The 22,132-nt window shown below is 58.8% G+C and carries 14 protein-coding genes and 1 pseudogene; 7 read left to right on the forward strand and 8 right to left on the reverse strand.

What is annotated here, in order from left to right; all coding sequences use genetic code 11:
• Positions 1-22: 22 nt before the first annotated feature.
• Entirely contained in the window at positions 23-2,284 is a 2,262-nt protein-coding gene (locus VSR82_RS16805; RefSeq protein ID WP_429462674.1) for a polysaccharide biosynthesis tyrosine autokinase, read from the forward strand.
• Between the two features lie 912 nt (positions 2,285-3,196).
• On the opposite strand, the gene VSR82_RS16810 is transcribed toward VSR82_RS16805, so the two are convergent.
• Complete coding sequence (locus VSR82_RS16810) at positions 3,197-4,453, reverse strand: glycosyl hydrolase (protein ID WP_429462672.1); 1,257 nt, start codon at positions 4,451-4,453, stop codon at positions 3,197-3,199.
• Between the two features lie 919 nt (positions 4,454-5,372).
• Between VSR82_RS16810 and VSR82_RS16815 the strand changes: the two are divergent.
• Both VSR82_RS16815 and VSR82_RS16820 read left to right on the forward strand, forming a co-directional pair.
• Positions 5,373-5,969, forward strand: a pseudogene (locus VSR82_RS16815) (sugar transferase); the annotation flags it as partial.
• A 104-nt stretch (positions 5,970-6,073) separates the two neighbouring features.
• On the forward strand, positions 6,074-7,201 hold the full coding sequence (locus VSR82_RS16820; RefSeq protein WP_368587804.1) for a glycosyltransferase: 1,128 nt from the start codon (positions 6,074-6,076) through the stop codon (positions 7,199-7,201).
• Between the two features lie 66 nt (positions 7,202-7,267).
• Here the strand turns inward: VSR82_RS16820 and VSR82_RS16825 are convergent, their stop codons facing one another.
• From VSR82_RS16825 to VSR82_RS16835, 3 genes are all read right to left on the reverse strand, one after another.
• Positions 7,268-8,188 (reverse strand): glycosyltransferase, encoded by a 921-nt coding sequence (locus VSR82_RS16825; RefSeq protein ID WP_368587803.1) that lies wholly within the window; start codon positions 8,186-8,188, stop codon positions 7,268-7,270.
• A gap of 103 nt (positions 8,189-8,291) precedes the next feature.
• Positions 8,292-9,233, reverse strand: a complete 942-nt coding sequence (locus tag VSR82_RS16830; protein WP_410853109.1) for a glycosyltransferase — start codon at positions 9,231-9,233, stop codon at positions 8,292-8,294.
• A 310-nt stretch (positions 9,234-9,543) separates the two neighbouring features.
• Positions 9,544-10,455, reverse strand: a complete 912-nt coding sequence (locus VSR82_RS16835) for a polysaccharide deacetylase family protein (protein ID WP_429462667.1) — start codon at positions 10,453-10,455, stop codon at positions 9,544-9,546.
• 402 nt (positions 10,456-10,857) lie between these two features.
• On the opposite strand from VSR82_RS16835, the gene VSR82_RS16840 reads away from it, so the two are divergent.
• The 4 genes from VSR82_RS16840 to VSR82_RS16855 all read left to right on the forward strand — a co-directional run bounded on the left by VSR82_RS16840 (position 10,858) and on the right by VSR82_RS16855 (position 18,149).
• On the forward strand, positions 10,858-13,119 hold the full coding sequence (locus tag VSR82_RS16840; protein ID WP_498857936.1) for a polysaccharide biosynthesis tyrosine autokinase: 2,262 nt from the start codon (positions 10,858-10,860) through the stop codon (positions 13,117-13,119).
• A gap of 69 nt (positions 13,120-13,188) precedes the next feature.
• The gene (locus VSR82_RS16845; RefSeq protein WP_429462663.1) at positions 13,189-14,427 is read left to right on the forward strand and encodes a lipopolysaccharide biosynthesis protein; all 1,239 of its coding nucleotides are present in this window, start codon (positions 13,189-13,191) and stop codon (positions 14,425-14,427) included.
• A gap of 33 nt (positions 14,428-14,460) precedes the next feature.
• Positions 14,461-15,609 (forward strand): hypothetical protein, encoded by a 1,149-nt coding sequence (locus VSR82_RS16850; RefSeq protein WP_498857937.1) that lies wholly within the window; start codon positions 14,461-14,463, stop codon positions 15,607-15,609.
• Between the two features lie 383 nt (positions 15,610-15,992).
• The gene (locus VSR82_RS16855) at positions 15,993-18,149 is read left to right on the forward strand and encodes a TonB-dependent siderophore receptor (RefSeq protein WP_429462661.1); all 2,157 of its coding nucleotides are present in this window, start codon (positions 15,993-15,995) and stop codon (positions 18,147-18,149) included.
• 21 nt (positions 18,150-18,170) lie between these two features.
• Here the strand turns inward: VSR82_RS16855 and VSR82_RS16860 are convergent, their stop codons facing one another.
• The 4 genes from VSR82_RS16860 to VSR82_RS16875 all read right to left on the reverse strand — a co-directional run bounded on the left by VSR82_RS16860 (position 18,171) and on the right by VSR82_RS16875 (position 22,125).
• On the reverse strand, positions 18,171-18,998 hold the full coding sequence (locus VSR82_RS16860; protein ID WP_429462659.1) for an ATP-binding cassette domain-containing protein: 828 nt from the start codon (positions 18,996-18,998) through the stop codon (positions 18,171-18,173).
• Entirely contained in the window at positions 18,998-20,008 is a 1,011-nt protein-coding gene (locus VSR82_RS16865) for an ABC transporter permease (RefSeq protein WP_429462657.1), read from the reverse strand. The genes VSR82_RS16860 and VSR82_RS16865 overlap by 1 nt, the downstream gene beginning before the upstream one ends.
• Positions 20,008-21,117, reverse strand: coding sequence for a sugar ABC transporter substrate-binding protein (locus VSR82_RS16870; protein ID WP_429462655.1), 1,110 nt, complete (start codon positions 21,115-21,117; stop codon positions 20,008-20,010). The genes VSR82_RS16865 and VSR82_RS16870 overlap by 1 nt, the downstream gene beginning before the upstream one ends.
• Positions 21,118-21,498: 381 nt before the next feature.
• Positions 21,499-22,125, reverse strand: coding sequence for a uracil-DNA glycosylase family protein (locus VSR82_RS16875; protein ID WP_498857938.1), 627 nt, complete (start codon positions 22,123-22,125; stop codon positions 21,499-21,501).
• Positions 22,126-22,132 lie beyond the last annotated feature (7 nt).

The following is a 22,132-nucleotide window of genomic DNA, read 5'->3' on the forward strand; positions in this document are numbered from 1 at the left end:
GTACACCCGCCCTGGGGTTTCGATGAATCAGAACTCTCTCCTTACGAATGCTGCCGTGGTCCGCAATAACGATGTCAGTCTTTCACGTTATTTCGACGTACTGATGGCCAACCGCTGGCTGGTCGGTGGAATCGCCGGCAGCGTGCTCGCCCTGGGCGTGGCCTACGCGTTTATCGCGCCATCGGTGTACCAGGCCGATATTCTCGTGCAGGTGGACGGCAGCATCCCGACCAACAACTCAAAGAGTCCTCTGGGCGACGTCTCGAGCATGTTCGACGTCAAGACGGAGGCGACGGCCGAGATGGAAATCATCCAGTCGAGAATGGTGGTCGGCAAAGCCGTCGACGATCTGCACCTCGATATCAGCGCCAGGCCGAAGCGCTTTCCGTTGATCGGCGAGTGGCTGGGGCGGCAGGCCAAAGACCTTTCCTCGCCAGGTCTCTTTGGATTTGGCGGATATGCGTGGGGCAACGAATCGGTCAGGGTGTCCAGCTTCAACGTTCCGGAAGCATTCGAAGGCGAGAAGTTCGTGCTGACCGTTCTGGAGGACGGGCGCTACCGGCTGGAGCAGTCGGATCTGAGCGAGCCGATCGAGGGCCGCGTGGGCGCCACGCTCGACACGACACTGCCTGAAGGCGCGATCACGCTGCGGGTCGATGCGCTGAACGCCAGGCCGGGCACGCAATTCATTCTGGAGCGGCAGTCGCGCGAGAAGACGGTGGAAAACCTGCAGAACAGGCTGACCGTGTCGCAGAAGGGCAAGGACAGCGGCATCATCGGCGCGTCGCTGACGGGCTCCGAGCGGATGCTGACGGCCAGCACGCTTGCCGAAATCGGCAATGCGTATGTCGACCAGAATCTGAAGCGCAAGGCGGCGGAAGCCGAGAAGTCGCTCGAGTTCCTGAGCGCCCAGCTGCCGCAGCTCAAGAGCGACCTGGAGCGCGCCGAGGGGCGCTATAACGACATGCGCAACCGCATGGGCGTGTTCAATCTGAGTGAGCAGGGCAAGGCCTATCTGGATCAGAGCGTGGCCACGCAGCGCAGCCTGCTGGAACTGAAGCAGAAGCGTGCGGAAATGAGCGCGATCTACGCGCCGGGTCACCCGGCGATCCAGGCGCTCGATCAGCAGATCGGCATGCTGGGTAGCAGGATCGGCAGCCTGTCGCAGCAGGAACAGGCGTTGCCGGACCTGGAGCAGAATGCGGTACGCCTGACGCGTGACATGAACGTGAACAACGAGCTTTATGTTGGCATGTTGAACAACATGCAACAGCTGAAGCTGGTTCGCGCGGGCAAGGTGGGGACGGTGCGGCTGATCGATAACCCGGTGGTGCCCAAAGACCCGATCAAGCCGAACAAACTGCTGGTGATTATCTATGCGGCGTTGGGCGGCCTGATTCTGGGTGTGGGTGCAGCGTTCGCGCGTACGGCGCTCTATCGGGGCGTGACCGACGCGCAGGAGATCGAGGAGCAGACGGGCCTGAACGTGTATGCGACCGTGCCGCTGTCGCAGGCGAAAGTCGCGCGCATCGGCAAGGCGCCGAAGCTGCCCGCGGACGAGAAGTTCCTGCTGGCGAGCGAGTTTCCGCGCGATCCGTCGATTGAAAGCCTGCGCCGGCTCAGAACCGCGCTGCATTTTGCAATGCTTGAATCGGAATCGGGCGACAACCGCGTGCTGCTGACGGGGCCGACGGAACAGGTGGGCAAGTCGTTTCTCTCGGCGAATCTGGCGGCGGTCGTCGCGGCAGCCGGCAAGCGGGTGTTGCTGATCGACGCGGATCTGCGCAAAGGCCATCTGGAGCAGTACTTCGGCCTCGACTCGACGCCGGGCCTGGGGGACTATCTGTCGTCGGAGGTGACGTCCGACGCGGTGATCATGCGTGACGTGCGCCCGGGCCTCGACTTCGTTGCGCGCGGCGCGATCCCGGAGAACCCGGCGGAGCTGCTGGTAAGCGAGCGCATGCAGCAGTTCCTCGCGAAGACGAGCGACTACGACATCGTGCTGATCGACACACCGCCCGTGCTGGCCGTATCCGACGCGACCGCGCTCGCGGATAGCTGCGGCACCGTGTTGCTGGTGACGCGCTTCGAGACGACTTCCATCGCGCAGGTGCAGGAGGCGACCGCACAGCTCAAGCAGGCGAATGCGCGGGTGAAGGGTGTGATCTTCAACGGGATCGATACGGACGTCTATCGTTACAGTCTGGGCTCGCGCGCCGGCCTCTATCGCAATGCTTCCTATCTCGACGCATTGCCGGCCAGCGGAAAGACAAAGAAAAACTAAGCTTCGCGAAGCGAGGGCCACGGCCGGTTTCTTACCGCTCACTGAGTTCGCCGGCCACTAGACCTGCCTGTTGGCGCCTTCGAAAGCTGAGCAGACGGGCGCCGGCGTCCTCATCTATGGCTGCATCTTTCTGATCTTTACGTCGTGCCGGCCGCCATTGTCTCGACTCGGCTCGAAAGTTGATTCCTGCAGCCTGTTAAGCTGTTCGGGCTTCAGGTCTCACACGGGAAATTGGTCGTAAGTGTCACCATGCCAAATTCCTTTGTCGCCCACGTGTCTGCCATTTCGATGGCCGGTGATCTCCGCCTATCGCGATGCCGGCATCTTCGCGTTCTCCTACCGTGTCGACCACTTTTGTGCGTCATACTTTACTGAATCTGCGCGTTGGCCACGAGGCCATTGCCATTCTGGAGATTGGCGCCGAGAGAGGGGCTAAACCCATGCTATAGTGAGTTTCGCTATTTGATCGGTATTCATTCGCAAACAGGGCACTGTGCTTTTGTCAATCTCTGCCGGACTTTAGGTCGCCTTCATCGCACTGTCCGGTGCCGCTAGGGAACATCCCAGCCCATAGCTACGTCACCGATGACATCGTGCTGTTCAAATTCTTAATATCTCGATGTGATCGTAAGGGGAGTGGAAGATGATAACTTTCTTGACGCATGCCGCCTGCCTGCTGATCGGCGTAGCGATTGGGGTCTTTGCGTGTGCGCTTTGCGTTGCGCGCGCGAGAGGATCAAAGGAGGATGATTAGTCGCATTGTGATTTTTATGATTCGTCCGTCATTGAGGATGTCCGCTGCTTCCCCATTTCAAAACTATCAAGCACGTTGGAGCAGGGTAAAACCAACAAAAATGACGCAAACGCCGGAGTTGGCGTTCGCGTTCAACTGATCGATCGCAATAGGCGGTTTCACTTGACCGGCGCCAGGTAGGGGGCCGACAGGAATCGCTGCGCTCGCGGGATCGCCGCGGTGTAGGCTCGAATGGCGGCGGCAAGCTGTGGACAAATCAGGTTACGGTTGTAATCGTAGATTGAGTAGCCGTCGCCTTCTCCGTTGCTCGGATCGCCGTTACGCACGACATACCAGAACGCCTTCGCCACCGAACCGTTGTTCATCAAAACTTTCAACTGGTTGAATGCTGCGAGTTGCCCGGCGTCCGTGCGGCTCGTACCGTTGTTGGTTTCCGTAATCCATATCGGCTTGGAACCACTGGCAACCAGATTCGAAACGGTCGTGTTGAACGACTGCATCAGCATGTGGTAATCGGCGCTGCTGAAGTACGGGTGAACGTCGACGACATCGATCGTGGTATTCAACGGGCTGGCTGCGCTCTTCGAGTTGTTGCCCATTGCCTTGATGTAGTCGGTCGCCTGGATCAGCTCGTTGCCCGCCGGCGGTTGCCAGCCGTTATTCGGATACGTCGAGTTGTAGAAGTACGAGATCCCCTGAGTGTGCAGAACCGTTTTGTAGCCGGACTGCCTTTTCATGTTCAGAATCTGTTTGGCTTCCGAATAGAGCGTCTTGCTGCGATTCAGAATGTAGCCGGAGATACCGTGCGGATCACCGTAAGATGGGTCCGAGGCGGAGAACGACCAGTTGGTTTCATTGAACAGTTCAATGTCAGCCGTAAACGGCAGCGCGATGTCCATCAGCGAGCCGAAATACTTCGTGAACGCCGCGTCGCAGAAGTCGAGTCGCGCCGACGATGCGCTCGGCGGATTCTGGGTGGCCTGGCATTGGTATGCGCTAGACGGCGCGTACATGCCCACCAGGAAAAGAATCTTCATACCGCGCGTGCGCGCGGCGTTGAGAAGCGCCTTCAGAAAGGTCACCTTATTGGGGTCCAGCGTGCTGCCGTCGGCCAGCGTCATGAAGTCCCACGAAACACCGAGGCGAACCGTACCCACGCCCAAACCGGCAATCAGATCCAGGTCCTTTGAGCATTCGCTCAGTGCCATCTGATCCGCACTCCACAGATTGCAGTTCACGTCCATTGCAAAACGGTCGTTTCCGCTTCCGGTGGGCGGCGGCTGCAGCGCCGCAAGCCGATGAGCATTGGCGGTAGTGATGTCCGTCGTTTTGGCGTGACCGTCCTTCGCGAATGACGACATTGGCCGCCCACACAAAAGTGTCAAGGCGGCGAACAAGATAAGAGTTGATTTCATATCTTAACTATAAGGGCTGACACCCAGAATTTGTCCGAAAACGTGAAAGTTAAGTGTGAAGATGAACATCAATTGTTGAAGCCGACATTGGTCGCACGAATAGTCAAACACGCGCATCAGACATTGCGTCGACGTTTCAAGCACAGCATCAACGAAGTCATCGCGTCGAGGTCCACAATGATCGACCGTGTGCGGGAACGCACATCGGGTCTAGCGTAGAGCCGGGATACTTTTGTGGATCGGAAGCGCAGCGACGAGTGGTCGCGTAGGCTTTGACGCGATAGCCCGGAAAATAGGCTGTTCTTCATCAAATCTTCATTTTTAACCTTCATTGAACGCGCCAATAAGTGTCAACTTAGGTGCGAAAAGAGTCGTATCTCTTTAGACAATTGAAAATCGAAGGCTTTATAAAGCGAGGTTGATCTGTCTGATAAAAAGCATGTGTCTGATGTGATCGCTTTGTCATGATATTTATCAATGGTGAGCAGAGATAAGAACGATCAGTGGTGAAGTCATCAATTCGAATTCTGCGGATCTGATTGATAAAAGCGCAGTCGGTTGCGCCTGTTGAAGATGATGTGTCGCGAGCGAACTGTACGATGGCGTCTTTATGCGCTATTACTAACATTCGGTCCAGAATTGGGATGTTACGCTGCACGTGAAGTCATCAGTGAATCAATGAAATTAGCCACACTAAACGATTCGCTTCCACACCAAAACCGGTCTTGCAAGCGCAGGGTGCCTACGCCGGCACCTTCCCCACGAGTTCCCGAACTAAGGAGATAGCATGTTCGAATCCAACGCCGCCGCGGATCCGAAACTGGAAGAGGCGTGCCTTGAGGCGAATTCAAAAAAGGTCGCCTCGGATGACTCGAATCCGCCGGGCGAGAACCTCCTGGGTGCAAGGTGGGATGACGCAGTGAAGAGAGCAATGGACGTTTGCGGAGCGTCAGTTCTGCTGATACTGCTCTCCCCGGTTCTACTGATCATTGCGCTGGTCGTCATGAGCGATCACGGAAACGCCGTATATGGTCATCCAAGAATTGGCCGGGGAGGACGTACTTTCAAGTGCCTTAAGTTCCGCTCCATGGTCAAGAACTCCGATGAGGTTCTTGCCAAACTGCTCGCAACAGATCCGCAGGCACGTGCGGAATGGGACCGAGATTTCAAGCTTAAAAACGACATTCGGGTGACGCCGGTTGGCCGCATTCTGCGCAAGACGAGCCTCGATGAGTTGCCGCAACTCTGGAACGTGCTGCGCGGCGATATGAGCCTGGTGGGCCCCCGCCCTATCGTGCAAAAGGAACTGGTGAGATATGGCCGTGATGTTCGTTACTATCTGGCGCTGAAGCCGGGAATGACGGGCCTATGGCAGGTGAGCGGCCGAAACGATGTGGACTATCCGACGCGAGTTTCGCTCGACGTTAGGTACGCAATGAACCGCTCACTGACATTCGATATGTCGATTCTTCTGAAAACCGTCAAAGTGGTGTTCGCAAAAGACGGCGCCTACTGAGCCGGGCTGAGGTTTTCCGCTATAGGAAATCGCATGTCGTCCCGATCGCCGTGACCGATCGGTGAGGTGATCCGCTATTGCTGAGCAATCCACGAGAAAAAGTTATGAGAGTGGTCCACGTAATTGAATCGACTGCCACAGGAACGCTTGCAGTTGTGAGCACGCTTGCAACGCGGCTCGCCAAGGAAGGTCACGAGGTTTATGTGATCTATTCGGAGCGCGAGGAGACGCCGAAAAACTTGCGCGCAATGTTTCACCCTGATGTCGTCCTGCAGCATCTGCAGATGAAAGGACCATCATTGGCGCACATCATGTCTGTGTTGCGCCAGCAGTTGATCCGACTGAACCCGGATATCATCCATATGCATTCGTCGTTCGCGGGCTTCCTGGGACGAATGTCGACCTTGTTTGCATTGCCATCAACGGCGTTTTTGTATAGCCCGCATTGCATCTCGTTTGTACGGCGGGACATTGGCAGGTTGAAGCGATACTGTTTCGCCGCCTTGGAGTGGCTTGCATGTTTGAAGAGTTGCACATATGTCGGCTGCTCTGAGAGCGAATGCACGGCAATCCGCCGCTATCTTCGGCGAGATGCAGTACTGGTCGAGAATGCGATCGATCGGGCGGTCGGTGTCCATAGCGACACTCGTCTGAGAAGCGCTGAAAAAGACGGGTCGACGAAACGACGGCGAATCATTGCGACTGTGGGCGGCATTCGTGTGCAAAAAAATCCGCATCTGTTCGCGGAGATTGCACGATCGTTTGATCGGGACGACACTGAGTTCGTCTGGATCGGCGACGGTGACGCAGATCTTCGGAGGACGCTCGAGGACGCTGGTGTGCGTGTGACCGGTTGGCTTACCCGTGCTGACGTGATCCAGGCTGTCGTGCAAGCGGATATCTATTTGTCGACAGCGTCCTGGGAGGGGATGCCCATCTCCTTGATTGAGGCAATGACGCTCGGCACACCCGTTGTGGCGTCAGATTGTCCTGGCAATATGGATACCATTCGGCACAATTCGACAGGCGTCCTTTATCGGACGGCTGCGCAAGCGACATCGCTGATCCAGAAGATGCTAACCGACGAGAAATTCCGTGAAGGTTTGTCGCGCCGGGCGCAGGAGGAGGCGCGTAACCGATTCAGCGAAGATCGCTTCTTCAACAACGTCCAACTGCTTTATTCGACCCAACTGCGAAGCATTCGCGAGGGCCGTCCGGTGCTGAGCGAGTAAAAAAGCGCCCGTGGGCGCTGATAATCGAAATGATTTGTGCGAGTTTCGCGCGAACCATTTTAATTTTTAGATTCTCGCCAGATAACGTTCCACGCCCGAGGCGGCGATTATATTCGTCCACCGCAAATGCAGCAGTGTAGACGGATCGTTTTTCGGCACCATATCGCCATCGAAATTGGAGATGCTAGAGAATACGTCTGGGCCCGTTATTTTGCATTGAATTCCAAACTTGGCGGCGGCGTTCAGATTCGACGGCGAGTCATTGCAGATGATTCTCTTGCCGAGTGCGGCATACTCCAAAAGCTTGGTCGGCGTCTGCACGTCGTATGGACGCTTGTAAGGGATGGTTGAGATAGCGATCTCGCAATTGCGAACCACCGCGAGGGCATCGCGTTGCGGAAGACGACCGGTGAACAGGATGCCGGGCGATTGAAGATATGCGTCGGATATTTCCTTTTCAACAGGCCCAATCAGAACGAGGGTATCCGACACGCGCTTGGCGCCCAGGAAGTCCCTGATGAAGCCGTCAAAGCCGCGTTCTCGCGTTATCTCGCCCAGATAGCAATACGTGCCCGCCGGAAGCGTCTGGTTGCGGTCAGCATCCGCGGTGAAAATCCAGTCTGGCACGCCCATTGGCAGAAAAATAGTATCCACTCCGTCGCGGAAACCCATCACTGCGCTCATCGAATCGTTTTGAAAGATTCGAAGATTGGGCCGCGGTTGCAACGTTTTCTTGATAGTGTCCTTTAGCGCACTATTGCGTCCGACCGATAGCGAACGATAGTCGTGGATCACATATTTTGCGGGGGGAATCCTGGGGTAGAAGCCCATGATGCACCAGAGAATGTATTCCTCCGGGTTCTTGACTTTTTTGTAATCATCCAGCGTTCCTGACGTTACCTTACAGCCATTTCCAATAAAGTACTTCGTGTAGGCGTCTATCTCCGGATAGTTCGCCTTGCCGGGGTGAAGAATGAATATCTGCATGTCATTGTCACCGTTCAAGTGTGGTCTCTGCGGCGGCCGGCTCTGCGCTACCACGAGACAGGTCGGCGCGCGATCGTTGCAATGTCGTACGCCAATGAATTGGTCAAGCGTTGGCTAGCTTGATATCCTTCGGCAGAAACGCCGCGACGTTGGATTGCTCTATTACCCGGTCCCAAATGAGATCTGCAAAGTCCGTCCGGCGATTTACTGTCGCGCCGCGCGCGGTGTCCTCATCGATTCCATCAAAGATGTTCGCCGTCGTGATCACGCTGTGGATGCCCATCTCTTCACAGCATCTGATATTGGACGGCGAGTCGTTGCAGACGATTTTCTTGCCGAGCGCGGCATACTCGAGCAGCTTGGTCGGCGTTTGATAGCAATGCGGCCGGTGATAGGGGAAATAGCACACCGCAACTTCGGATTCGGCCACGTGCTTCAGCGCCTCACGCTGCGGCAACGGCCCAGTGAAAATGATATTTTTCGCATTCGAGAATCTTTCGTAGATGCGCGGGTCCGGTTTTCCCACGAGGAGGAGGGAGGTGTCGCGCTTCTGGAACTTGTTTATAAACGCTTCCAGCACGCGATCGAAGCCTCGCTCGACGCTCATTTCACCGATATAACAGAAATCAGCCTTTTTTTCTGTCTGGCCATCATCCTGTACCTCGAAGATCCAGTTCGGCACGCCCATAGGCAGGATGACACTGGGGACACCGTGGCCGAAACCCATGATCTCCTGTTGGCGTTTGTTTTGAAAGATCCGCAGATTCGGCTGGCAATTGAGGTACCGCTTGGCGACGTCTTTTATCGCCGGCCAGCCCCCAACGGACAGAGAACGGTAGTCGTGGATGACGAAGTCGGATTCAAACCGATTTGGATAAAAACCCATGATTTCCCACAACACGAAATCCGCCTTGTTTTCGAGCGCACGGTACTCGCTTATTGTTCCAACCACCACATCCACGCCGCGGGATTTGAAATAGTTTTGATAGGCCGTAATTTCCGGATAATTGGCGTTACCGGGAGATGTGATGAAGATTTTACGCATGCCGCCTTCCTTTTTAACCATAGAGATAAGGAACAGTAAGAACGTACGACTAGTGCTCCGGCGGCTTACTTCCGCCTTTAATTGGCAGGTGAGCGAACGTTGACCGCTTGTCTTGCTCGAAGCCGGGACCGCCCGCGATAGCAGTTTTATTCGCAAATAACCTATCGTGGTGATTCGCTGCCTGGCCGAATGCCGCGCGGTGCTCAAATTTCCTACGCCACAGCGCGGTCTGTCTCGTCGTCGCTCGGGCGACATTGCCTCGCCTCGACCCAATTCGGTCCGTGCGCGGTGGTCGGCGGCGCTGCGCTATTTACGCCTGATTCAATACACGGGGTCTGCTGAAGATGCGCTGAGCGAAGCGCCGGACGCGTCCCAGTCGTAGATAGCGCGGTGCCAACGTCAGGCCTGTAAGCTGCGCGGCGAACCACGCTACGGAAGAGTGATCGTCAATGTCGAACGCCTTGAGCCGGAACGGATCGCTTCCTTCGTCGTTCCAGCCGACGTCGGTCGTGCGTGCGCTCTTGTAGCCGGCGGCCTTCAGCAGTTCGACTTCGCGCGGGCCAAAAATGCCATAGGGATACGCGAAATGCTCGCATGGCTTACCGACGATCCGTTCTACCTCCAATTTTGAAAGCGCGAGCTCTTCAAAGCATTCTTCATCTTCACAGAAGGTCAGTGTAGGGTGATAGCGCGTGTGCGACTGGAAGTCGACATAAGGGCGCATCTCTTCTATATGGGCGGCGCTGAGACCACTAATCGTCGCCGATGCGTCAAGCAAGTCCTGATGAAAGCCTCGCGCGTCCAGTTCAGCCAGGCGCTCCCGGTTTTTCATGCGGATGAGCCGCTTCACACCTGCATCCTTCGCGACAGGATGTAGGAACCAGTGAGTACGATCTTGCGCCACGATGCTGCTGCAAATGTAAATGGTCGGGTACACACCGTACTTAATGAATACGGGCAGCAACTTCGCATTGCCAATATGGCCGTCATCAAACGTGACGGCTACGCGCGGGCGACCACTACCACGCGAATTTGCCTGCGACAAGGGCACGAACTCAACCTTGTTTTTCAGGTACTCGAAATGAGCCTCGAGCGTGGCGGGTGATGGATCGTGATAGAGCAGAATCGCGGTGCGATCCCGCCAAAGCAAGGCGCGAATCGCGGCGGGGGTTCCACTGAAAAGGAGCGCGCGTGTGAAAATCTCACGCATCAATTGTTTCATATGCATCCCAAGCTAACGGCATTGAATGGGATTCTGACGTTGCAGCCACGAAAGCGATGTGCGTTAGCGTACAGAGATAATGACGGCCTTCAGGTATTCTGGGATACTCGTTAGTGCGCCGTATGCGCTATTTTTCCAGAGCTGGATCTACTGCGGGGAAACAGGGGTTCAGCGGAGAATTAGGCAGTCTTTATGTTTATACGGTAAGACGATTATTCTGAAGTTGGTGGCGCGCAAAGCGGAGGAACATCGCAAAATTGCGTTGCACACCGAACTGACGCACGCAGCGTCAGCATTCAAAATGTTGCCGTCCCGTGACAGAAACCGAGAATTGGCAACGCCGTATCGCCTGCATCTTGAATCCAGCTTCCATCCTTTTCGTACACCCGCCCTGGGGTTTCGATGAATCAGAACTCTCTCCTTACGAATGCTGCCGTGGTGCGCAATAACGATGTCAGTCTTTCACGTTATTTCGACGTACTGATGGCCAACCGCTGGCTGGTCGGTGGAATCGCCGGCAGCGTGCTCGCCCTGGGCGTGGCGTACGCGTTTATCGCGCCATCGGTGTACCAGGCCGATATTCTCGTGCAGGTGGAAGACAGCATCCCGACCAACAATTCAAAGAGTCCTCTGGGCGACGTCTCGAGCATGTTCGACGTCAAGACAGAGGCGACGGCCGAGATGGAAATCATCCAGTCGAGAATGGTGGTCGGCAAAGCCGTCGACGATCTGCACCTCGATATCAGCGCCAGGCCGAAGCGCTTTCCGTTGATCGGCGAGTGGCTGGGGCGGCAGGCCAAAAGCCTTTCCTCGCCAGGTCTCTTTGGATTTGGCGGATATGCGTGGGGCAATGAATCGGTCAGGGTGTCCAGCTTCAACGTTCCGGAAGCATTCGAAGGCGAGAAGTTCGTGCTGACCGTTCTGGAGGACGGGCGCTACCGGCTGGAGCAGTCGGATCTGAGCGAGCCGATCGAGGGCCGCGTGGGCGCCACGCTCGACACGACACTGCCTGAAGGCGCGATCACGCTGCGGGTCGATGCGCTGAACGCCAGGCCGGGCACGCAATTCATTCTGGAGCGGCAGTCGCGCGAGAAGACGGTGGAAAACCTGCAGAACAGGCTGACCGTGTCGCAGAAGGGCAAGGACAGCGGCATCATCGGCGCGTCGCTGACGGGCTCCGAGCGGATGCTGACGGCCAGCACGCTTGCCGAAATCGGCAAAGCGTATGTCGACCAGAATCTGAAGCGCAAGGCGGCGGAAGCCGAGAAGTCGCTCGAGTTCCTGAGCGCCCAGCTGCCGCAGCTCAAGAGCGACCTGGAGCGCGCCGAGGGGCGCTATAACGACATGCGCAACCGCATGGGCGTGTTCAATCTGAGTGAGCAGGGCAAGGCCTATCTGGATCAGAGCGTGGCCACGCAGCGCAGCCTGCTGGAACTGAAGCAGAAGCGCGCGGAAATGAGCGCGATCTACGCGCCGGGTCACCCGGCGATCCAGGCGCTCGATCAGCAGATCGGCATGCTGGGCAGCAGGATCGGCAGCCTGTCGCAGCAGGAACAGGCGTTGCCGGACCTGGAGCAGAATGCGGTACGCCTGACGCGTGACATGAACGTGAACAACGAGCTTTATGTTGGCATGTTGAACAACATGCAACAGCTGAAGCTGGTTCGCGCGGGCAAGGTGGGGACGGTGCGGCTGATCGATAACCCGGTGGTGCCCAAAGACCCGATCAAGCCGAACAAACTGCTGGTGATTATCTATGCGGCGTTGGGCGGCCTGATTCTGGGTGTGGGTGCAGCGTTCGCGCGTACGGCGCTCTATCGGGGCGTGACCGACGCGCAGGAGATCGAGGAGCAGACGGGCCTGAACGTGTATGCGACCGTGCCGCTGTCGCAGGCGAAAGTCGCGCGCATCGGCAAGGCGCCGAAGCTGCCCGCGGACGAGAAGTTCCTGCTGGCGAGCGAGTTTCCGCGCGATCCGTCGATTGAAAGCCTGCGCCGGCTCAGAACCGCGCTGCATTTTGCAATGCTCGAATCGGAGTCGGGCGACAACCGCGTGCTGCTGACGGGGCCGACCGAACAGGTGGGCAAGTCGTTTCTCTCGGCGAATCTGGCGGCGGTCGTCGCGGCAGCAGGCAAGCGGGTGTTGCTGATCGACGCGGATCTGCGCAAAGGCCATCTGGAGCAGTACTTCGGCCTCGACTCGACGCCGGGCCTGGGGGACTATCTGTCGTCGGAGGTGACGTCCGACGCGGTGATCATGCGTGACGTGCGCCCGGGCCTCGACTTCGTTGCGCGCGGCGCGATCCCGGAGAACCCGGCGGAGCTGCTGGTAAGCGAGCGCATGCAGCAGTTCCTCGCGAAGACGAGCGACTACGACATCGTGCTGATCGACACACCGCCCGTGCTGGCCGTATCCGACGCGACCGCGCTCGCGGATAGCTGCGGCACCGTGTTGCTGGTGACGCGCTTCGAGACGACTTCCATCGCGCAGGTGCAGGAGGCGACCAAACAACTCAAGCAGGCGAATGCCCGGGTGAAGGGTGTGATCTTCAACGGGATCGATACGGACGTCTATCGTTACAGTCTGGGCTCGCGAGCCGGCCTCTATCGCAATGCTTCCTATCTCGACGCATTGCCGGCCAGCGGAAAGACGCAGAAAGGCTAGCTTTCAGACGACCACCATCGTCGTGTAGAGCGAAGAAAAAATTCACCCGGACTTCGACGTAGATAAATTGTGAATATCAAACATTCGATCGTAAGTGTCGCTGGAGTGGTGCTGAGTCAGGCGCTCAATTTCGTTTCGATTCTATTGATCGGGAAGTTTTGCGGACCGACGGCTCTGGGGTACTTCAGCCAACTCATGGCAGGTGGTCTTTTTATCGGGTCGGTGATCGGCTTGCGTCTGGAGGTCGCATGCATGGCGGCGGACAAGGCGCAAGCCGTGCGCGCAATGACGAGTTCCAGCGCGGTCGCCATCATGATCGGCGTGGCACTGGTGGTGGCCACCGCAGCCGCCGGTCACACGGAATACATACCGGTTATCGGTTTGGCACTTGGCGTGTTCCTGCAACAGGCATTGTGCGGAGCGCTCACCACCGAACGAAAGTACACGCAGATCGCGACGATCCGATTCTTTCCCAATGCCGCGTTCGCCGTCTACTTTGTCGGCATGGTGATGTTTTCCAAAGGCGAGGTGAGCGGCACCACCGTATTCAACATCTATAGCTGGATTTTTCTGGGCTCGTCCGTTGTGCCGGCCGCGATCTGCCTTTATTCGGGCCGCCAGATGATCCCAGTGTCCTTCCTTAAGTTCTCCACGCTTCAGATCCAGTATGCAAAATTCGGTATTCCGACCACTACGCTGAATTCATTCGTGATCTATGCGTCCGCGATCCTGATGCCGATGATCTTCGATCATCGTGACGCCGGCATCTTTGCGCTGGCGTATCGCGTGGGTTACTTCCCTGCATCTCTTTTGTCGCAAAGTCTGGGCGCCGTCTTCCGCCGCGATCTGATCGATTATTTCGACGGCCACAGAAAAGACGGAGTGAATCCGTCGAAGCAGTTCTTTACTATGCTGACGTTGATCAGCATTTCTCTGGTGGCGGCGTGCTATGCAGGCCTTAGCCTCATTATCCACGTGAAGATGGGCGACGAATGGGAACCGTCGATGTCGGTGTACCTGATCTTTATTCCCTATTTCATCACGATGGCGATCTATGGCTCGATGGCTCAGGTATTCATTGTTGCGAACCGGTTGAAGATCGACATGGTGATTCAAATGGTCAACGCCGTATCGATTTTCCTGATCTTTGCGACGGCTCATTTCCTCGGCGTCGGTTTCATCCAATCGCTTGTTCTGCTCAGTGTCTGTGGAACGCTTGTGGCAAGCGTGGGTACTTACCAGGCGCTCAAGATCGGCAAGGGACCGGACGCCTATCTGAATCGACAACCTAGCTTTGAAGCGCCGTGACAGGCGAGTCGCTCAATCGTTCAGGGAAAGAGAATGCGCATTGTAAAACTCCCCGGCATCATCGGCAGGAATGCGAGTCCAGGCGTCTCGACGGCGGTCTGGTTCATTCTATTCATTGCGCTGTATGCGATCTCCGCGTTTCACGATAGCACCTTGCCGGCGCGGTTTCTTTTTGACGAACTGGTGATCTTCGACCGGATGAAGACCGTCACGGCTTTCAAGGCGTTTGGAGACTCATTCGACAATCTCGCGTGGTTTTTCAACTTTTTCGGCCTCCAGAGTTTCTCTATTTCGTTGGTGGGCTTTCTCGCGTCGACTATCGGCATGTTTTTCGCCATCTGGAGGTCTGGTGTCACTTCGCTGAAGCCGACCGAGTTCTTTCTGGTCGCCTTCTGGCTCGTCAATCAGACTGTCTACATCGGCGTTCCGTCAAAAGAAGTGGTTATTTCGATTCTGGTTCTGTTGTTGCTGTTTTACAACTCATCGCGCGCGATATTGGCTTTGTTTGTAGTCCTGGCGACGCTGGTGGCCGTGTACTTCAGGTCGTACTGGGCTATTACACTGGTCGCGACCGTGTTTCTTTATTTGGCGCCAAACGGCTTCAGAAAGCCGATTTCATTGATCCTTTTCGCACTTGCTATGTTTGTGATTGTGGCGTTCGTGTTCCAGAAGGCCTATGGCGAATCACTGGATTTCGCGAGGCAGAATGCCAATGAGTGGCGGGATCCTGAGGAAGTGGGGTCGATGATCGTGCAGTTCATTCCGGGCAGCAGTATGTTCGTCGGCGTGGCAAACGTGGCCATCACACTGGCGACGTTCGTTTTGCCGGTGCGGTTGATCACGTCGGGTTCTCCGCTGCAAATGCTGGGCGGCATTGGCGTGTTTTTTACCTTTGCGGCCGTGTTCTTGCGATATCGCTCCGCCGCGACACTATTTCCGGTGGGCCGATTCGAGACGCTGTGTTTTTGTTTTCTGGTTAGTTTCCTGTCAACGCAAGCTATCTTCGAGCCGGACTACGGATCATTCCTGCGACATCTTTCGCCGGTGTCGCCGTTGATCATGCTTCTCGTCCTGCGGCTCTCATTGGAAGGACACTTGACTGTATCGGCTGAGAGTGCCGCGCTAGTGAACGACGACATCCATCACCGGTCCGCATTGTCGAGGCATCGCAGCGCCTCCTGATTCGCTATGACGGGCCGCGTACAGCGTGGCCACGGAAGGCCAGCGCGCTCGATTACTAACCTCCGCGGATTCCGGCGGAACGCTCGCCGGACTCGTCGACTTCGATAAGTTCCCAGAGAGAAACCCTTCCTCCCGTGGGGCTTCATCGACCCACACCTGTTAGAGCGGTGCATCCCACGCGGGGCGGCACTTCTGTGGCGCCGTCACCACCGCAAGCGATTCGAATCCCACCGTAAAGCTTTCAAAAGGCAAAAGCCTTTGCTACCATCGCGCCTCATGAATGCGAATCAATCGCATTTGCAACCGACAGAGGCGCTTGCTCGCTGGTAGACATGAAAAATCAAAAAACCACACGTCCAACAAGGCTCACACTCCATCGTCACATGCAGATTGCGGTTTGGCTGGCCTTTGCCGGCGCCGCGCAATCCGCTTTCGCGCAAAGCGCCTCCAGCGGGGAAGAAGCCGCGACGCCGGCCAGTAGCCCAGCTGCCACGGCGACGGCCGCTAGCGGCGGCGATCAGGCGCTACCGGCCGTCAACGTCAGCGCGGCCGCCCAGACGGATTCGCCGATGCACTTGCGCACGCCCGTGTCGGTCGGTGCGCTGGGTACGCGCTCGCAGCTCGACACGCCGTTCTCGACCACGGTCGTGACCGGCGAGGAACTCGCCGACCGTCAGGCGAACAAGCTCGGCGACGTGTTCGCGGTCGACGCATCGGTCACCGACAGCACCAATGCGTACAGCGCGTGGGCCACGTACATCTCGATTCGCGGCCTGCCGATCGATTGGCAGAACGGCTTTCGCATCAACGGCAATCCGTTCATCTCGTACGGCATCACGATGCCTTATGAAAACCTCGAACGCGTCGAACTGCTGAAGGGCCTTGGCGGTTTCATGTACGGCTTCGTGCAGCCGGGCGGGGTCGTCAACTACGTGACGAAGAAGCCGGCGGATCAGCCGGTGACGAGCGTGTCGGCCGGCTACCGGATGGACAGCGTGTTCAGCCAGCACGTCGATCTCAGCCGGCGCTTTGGTCCGGACGACATGTTCGGCGCGCGCGTCAACTACACGCACGAGGCCGGCAAGACCTACAACGCGGGTGACATCAATCGCAATTCGCTGGCGGTGTCGCTCGACGGCCGCCTCACGCGCGACGTCGACGTCTACTTCGACGCGATCTATCAGCAAAGCCGCTCGAGCGGCCAGACCCCCGCGATCTACACGGGCAGCCTTACGGGCACGAGCCTGCCCGCGCCGGTCAGCGGCGGCACCAACCTGCTCGGCGGCACCGATCAGCATCTGAACACCAACCTGCAGTTGTACACGGCGGGCGTCAGGTATCAGATCACGCCGAACTGGTCGTTCAACACGTCGGCGAGCTACAGCAAGTCGTCGCGCGACCGCAACGAAAGCACGCTGACGCTGCTGAACCAGGCGGGCGACTACACCGACAGCCGCTGGAACGGCGACGAAGGCCACCAGGACATCTACTGGCAGGGCGTATTCGAAGGCACGGTGAAGACCGGCCTCTTCACGCATCAACTGGCGCTCGGCGCGTCGTGGCAGTACCAGACGAACGACTACAGCGCCGTTTCGAATTACTTCACGCTGGGCAACGGCAACCTGTATCAGCCAAACCCGTGGCGCTTTTATTCGGGCGCCGGGCTCGACAAATATCGTGCGAACGAGATCACGCAGAAGGCGCTGTTCGCGAGCGACACGATCCAGCTGACGGATCGCTGGTCGCTGCTCGCGGGCCTGCGCTACACGAACTTCGATCAGCAGTCGTACCACATCAACGGTTCGCTGTCGTCTTCGTACGGGCAGAACGGCGTGCTGACGCCGACCGTCGCGCTGATGTACAAACTGGAGCCGCACACCACGCTCTACGCGAGCTACGTGGAGTCGCTCGAGCAGGGCGCGATGGTGGCCGACATCTACGCGAACGCCGGCGCGCTGCTGCGTCCACTGCGCTCGCGTCAGTACGAGGTCGGCATCAAGAGCGAGCATGAGCGCTGGGCGGCGACGGCCGCGCTGTTCCGCATCGAACGCGGAGCCGCGTACGCGAACAGCCAGAATGTCTACGTGCAGGACGGCAACTCAATCTACCAGGGTCTCGAAGCGGGCAGCAGTGTGCGCCTCGGCCGCAATTGGCAGGTGACCGGCAACCTGATGCTGCTCGACACCTGGTACGCGAAGGGACAGGCCTTCAACGGCAACCGGGTGGCCGGAGCGCCGCTGTTCGTCGCCGCCGGCCGCGTGACCTACGACGTGCCCGCCGTGCCGGGCCTGCAGCTCGGCGCGGACGCGAAGTTCACCAGCAGCACGAAGGTGCGTCCAGCAGGCGACCTGCAGACGAGCGGCTACATGATCGTGAACGTCGGAGCGAACTATTTGACGCGAATCGGTGGGCACGACGTGACGCTGCGTGCGGCGATCGACAACATCACCAATCGCCGCTACTGGATGTTCCAGTACACGGACTACATCGCCCCGGGCGATCCGCGCATGGTCAGCGTGAACGCGAAGATCGATTTCTGATCCTGACCAACGTCAACGGGCTCACTGCGCGCCGGCGCGCATGGCCCGGTATTCCCGCTGCACGATGTCCATCAGTTCCGCCACCGAAGTCAGCGCGCTCTGTTGCTCGTAGGTCACGCGGCCTCGCTGCATCAACATGATGCGATCCGCGATATCGAGCGTCTGCGCATAGTTGTGCATGATCATGATGATCGACAGGCCGCCTTTTTCCTTCAGGCGCATCAGCAGGTCGATGATGAGCCCCGCCTCGCGCGCGCCCATCGCGGCGAGCGGCTCGTCGAGCAACAGGATCTTCGCGTTCGAATGCACCGCGCGCGCCACGGCGATCGCCTGGCGCTGGCCGCCCGACAGACGCTCCACGGGCAAATCCACCGAAGGCACGTGCACGCCGATATCGTCGAGACATTGCGCCGCGCGCTCGCGCATCTGGTTGTGATCGAGCAGCCTGAACGGTCCGCGCCGCACGATTTCGCGGTTCAGGAACATGTTGTGGTAAATGCTCAGCGAATTCGCGAGCGCGAGATCCTGATACACGCATTCGATGCCGAGCGCGCGCGCATGATCGACCGAGCGCAACAGCGTCTCCTCGCCGTCGATGTGGAGCGTGCCGCTCGTCTGCTGATGAAAGCCAGTGAGAATTTTCACGAGCGTGGACTTGCCCGCGCCGTTGTCGCCGAGGATGCCGAGGATCTCGCCCTTGCCGAGCGTGAGCGAGACGCCGTCGAGCGCCGTCACCGCGCCGAAGCGTTTGACGAGATTGTCGCCGCGCAGCGCGAGCGGCGTATTCGCCGCGCCGAGCGCAGCCGAGGTGGCATTCACCCCTGCAGAGGAGGTTTGCGATTGGTCCATCAGCGTCCACCCTTGCGGCGAATGCGCCCGACGTGGATGTTGAAGATCATCGCCGCCAGAATCGCGGCGCCAAGAATGATGTTGAACGTAAACGCGTTGATGCCGATCAGCGTAAAGCCGTCGTTGAGAATGCCGAGCACCGCTGCGCCGATGAGGCCGCCCACGATGGTGCCCGAGCCGCCCGTCAGCGGCGTGCCGCCGATCACGGCCGCGGCCACGGCAAGGAACATAATCTGGTTGCCGCCCGCCTGCGGGTCGATCGAGGTAATGCGAAAGGCTTCTAGCATGCCGGTGAAGCCCGCCAGCACCGCGGCGAGAATGAAGTTGCCGAGGCGCAGCCGCTTCACATGAATGCCGGCCTCGCTCGCGCCGAGCGGATTCGCACCCGCGGCCTGCGTGTGCAGGCCCCAGCGTGTATGCCGCAACAGCACGTGCATCGCGAACGCGATCACGAGGGTCCAGATGATCTCGCTGTAGCCCCACGCACCCATGACCGCGGCGAACGCGGGCGAACCCGGCGTGGGGGCGGGCGTGCCGCGCGAGATCGTGAGCGTGATGCCGTTGATCAGAAAGAGCGTACCGAGCGTCGTGACGAAAGAGGGCAGTCGCAGCCACACGGTCACCGCCCCATTCGCGAAGCCGACCATTCCCGCCGCCACGAGCCCCGCGATTACGGCGAGCCACATCGGCGCGCCCGCGTCATTCGCGAACACCATCATGAATGGCGCGAACGCGAACACCATGCCCGCCGACAGATCGATGTCGCCGCCGATCATCAGCATGATTTCGCCGAACGCGATGATCGCTACTGGCGCGATGAATTGCGACAGGTTGACGAGGCTCGCGTTGGTGAGCAGGAAATCGTGGTTCGCGAATTCGAAGTAGGCGGCCAGCAGCACGGCCACGAGCAGGATGCGCAGCTCTGCCGCCCATTGAGACGCGAATGAAACGCCCGCGCGCCGGGGCGCGCGGACTGCTTCGGTGTTGCTGGTTTCGTTCACTGTATTCATCAGGACTTGATTGCGCCGGACCGCGGGACGATTTGCTGCTTATCGGTCTTGCCTTCGAAGCGCGTCGAGGTATTGAGGTACGGCTCGACGTTCTCCTTGGTCACGAACTTCAGGCCGGTATTGATTTCGGCCGGCCCGACGAGGCCGCCCGAGCTGAGGAACACGAACGCCTGCATCACCGTATAGAAACCTTGAACGTACGGCTGCTGGTCGATGGTGAAGTCGAGGTAGCCTTCGTGGATCAGCTGGATCGTGGTCGGCAGCAAGTCGAAGCCGCCGCCGTGCACGCCCTTCGCGGGGAGGTTCGATTCCTTCATCACCTGCGCAACGCCCTGCGTGCTGCCCGCATCCACGGCGAACATGCCCTTCAGGTCCTGGTGTCCCAGATAGAACGCCTTGATCTTCGACAACTCCTCGTTGACGGTCGCGCCCGTGGCCACGGTCTGAATGTCGATCTTCTTGCCGGACTTCTTGATCGCGTCGCTCGCACCGTCCATACGCGGCTGGATGTTGAGCTGCCCCGGCGTCGCAATGAACAGCGCGACCATGCCGCTGTCGATAAGGCTCACGATGCGCTCGCCCATCTGGTAGCCGGACAGATACAGGTCCTGGCCGATATACGCGAGGCGCGGATTCTTCTTGCCGCGCGGCGCGTCGGCGTTATAGGCGAACACCGGAATGCCGGCGTCGAGCGCAGCCTGGATGGGCTTGTCGAAAGCGCTCGGATCGACGATCGGCACCGCGATGGCGTCGGCCTTCGCGGCGATCGCCGAATTCACGGCGCGGACCATTTCGCCGGCGTCGGAGGTGGCCGAGCCGGTCCACTGATAATCCATGTTGAGCAGCGAGCAGGCATCCTGAATGCCGTATTGCGTCGGCACGAAGAAGGGGTTGGTGGTGACGTGATTGACGAACACGATCTTCCACTTCTTGTGCGACGGAAACGCCGACTCCGCCGCTTGCGCGCTGCCGATCAGCCCGTCCGCGCCGCCTAGCGCTCCCATCAGCGAGAGCGCCGCGCCGAGTCCGGCGCCCTGCATCAGCCCGCGCCGCGTCGGATTGAAAGAGTTGTTGTCTTGTTGCTGGTTGTCATCCCGTTGCTGTGCCATCTCATCCTCCGATTCTTGTCTTCGTTGGTCGATGCGATCGACGTTGCGTCGATCGTGTGCAGATGCTGGAAGGCACCGGGAGTGCGCTGGGCAGCGCGAGACTTTGGCGTGGCGACGTGCAACCCCGATTCGAGGCGCTCGATACGCGCCGTGCGGTACCGCAAAAATGTTAGTGCAGTGCGGTTGCACCGCCTAATCCATGTATACCCGCACCATTCCGAAGAGTGGGACGGCGGGGTCGCGAACGTGTGGTTAGGGGCGCCCGACTGGGTGAAATGGATGGTCTGCGCCGCTGTCGGCGGACCGGCGAACGCACGGCGTGGCACCGGCTGACGCGCTGCAGCAGACAGCATGCGGCCGCGGCTTCGCGAGGCGCGGCGCTCAAAGCGCCCCGCCCGCCAACACCGTCGCCACATGCGCGCGCAGCGTCGGCAGCACTTCGCCTTCGAACCACGGATTGCGCTTGAACCACGCGACATTGCGCGGCGACGGATGCGGCAGCGGCATCAGATGCGGTCCAAACTGGGCCCACCTGACGAGCGTATCGGTCGAGGTCGGGCCAAACGCGTCGCCGAGACCGAAGCGCTGCGCGTATTGTCCGATCAGCAGCGTCAATTTCACCGACCGCATCCGCGCGAGCAATTCGCGATGCCAGCGGCTCGCGCACTCGGGACGCGGCGGCAGATCGCCGCTCGCGCCGCGGCCCGGAAAACAGAAGCCCATCGGCACGATGGCGAATTTCGAAGCGTCGTAGAAGGTCGTGTCGTCGACGCCGAGCCATGTGCGCAGGCGCGCGCCGCTCGCGTCGCTCCACGGCACCCCGGACGCATGCACGCGCGCGCCCGGCGCTTGCCCGATGACCAGAATCCGTGCGCTGGCGGACGCCGCGAGCACGGGTCGGGGCGCGTGCGGCAGCATGGGTGCGCACAGCGTGCAGGCGCGGATATCGTGAAGCAGCGTGTCGAGCGAGGTGTCGTGTTTCGGCTTACGTTTGGTGGTAACGGCCATAAAGCGA

Origin of the sequence: Burkholderia sp. JPY481 (assembly GCF_038900515.1) — a bacterium.
GTDB lineage: Bacteria > Pseudomonadota > Gammaproteobacteria > Burkholderiales > Burkholderiaceae > Paraburkholderia > Paraburkholderia youngii.

Excerpts from the sequence above, each read along its gene's own strand:
- VSR82_RS16805 (WP_429462674.1), top strand. The coding sequence starts at position 23 with ATGAATCAGAACTCTCTCCTTACGAATGCTGCCGTGGTCCGCAATAAC.
- VSR82_RS16810 (WP_429462672.1), bottom strand. The coding sequence starts at position 4,453 with ATGAAATCAACTCTTATCTTGTTCGCCGCCTTGACACTTTTGTGTGGG.
- VSR82_RS16820 (WP_368587804.1), top strand. The coding sequence starts at position 6,074 with ATGAGAGTGGTCCACGTAATTGAATCGACTGCCACAGGAACGCTTGCA.
- VSR82_RS16825 (WP_368587803.1), bottom strand. The coding sequence starts at position 8,188 with ATGCAGATATTCATTCTTCACCCCGGCAAGGCGAACTATCCGGAGATA.
- VSR82_RS16830 (WP_410853109.1), bottom strand. The coding sequence starts at position 9,233 with ATGCGTAAAATCTTCATCACATCTCCCGGTAACGCCAATTATCCGGAA.
- VSR82_RS16835 (WP_429462667.1), bottom strand. The coding sequence starts at position 10,455 with ATGAAACAATTGATGCGTGAGATTTTCACACGCGCGCTCCTTTTCAGT.
- VSR82_RS16840 (WP_498857936.1), top strand. The coding sequence starts at position 10,858 with ATGAATCAGAACTCTCTCCTTACGAATGCTGCCGTGGTGCGCAATAAC.
- VSR82_RS16850 (WP_498857937.1), top strand. The coding sequence starts at position 14,461 with ATGCGCATTGTAAAACTCCCCGGCATCATCGGCAGGAATGCGAGTCCA.
- VSR82_RS16855 (WP_429462661.1), top strand. The coding sequence starts at position 15,993 with ATGCAGATTGCGGTTTGGCTGGCCTTTGCCGGCGCCGCGCAATCCGCT.
- VSR82_RS16860 (WP_429462659.1), bottom strand. The coding sequence starts at position 18,998 with ATGGACCAATCGCAAACCTCCTCTGCAGGGGTGAATGCCACCTCGGCT.
- VSR82_RS16865 (WP_429462657.1), bottom strand. The coding sequence starts at position 20,008 with ATGAATACAGTGAACGAAACCAGCAACACCGAAGCAGTCCGCGCGCCC.
- VSR82_RS16870 (WP_429462655.1), bottom strand. The coding sequence starts at position 21,117 with ATGGCACAGCAACGGGATGACAACCAGCAACAAGACAACAACTCTTTC.
- VSR82_RS16875 (WP_498857938.1), bottom strand. The coding sequence starts at position 22,125 with ATGGCCGTTACCACCAAACGTAAGCCGAAACACGACACCTCGCTCGAC.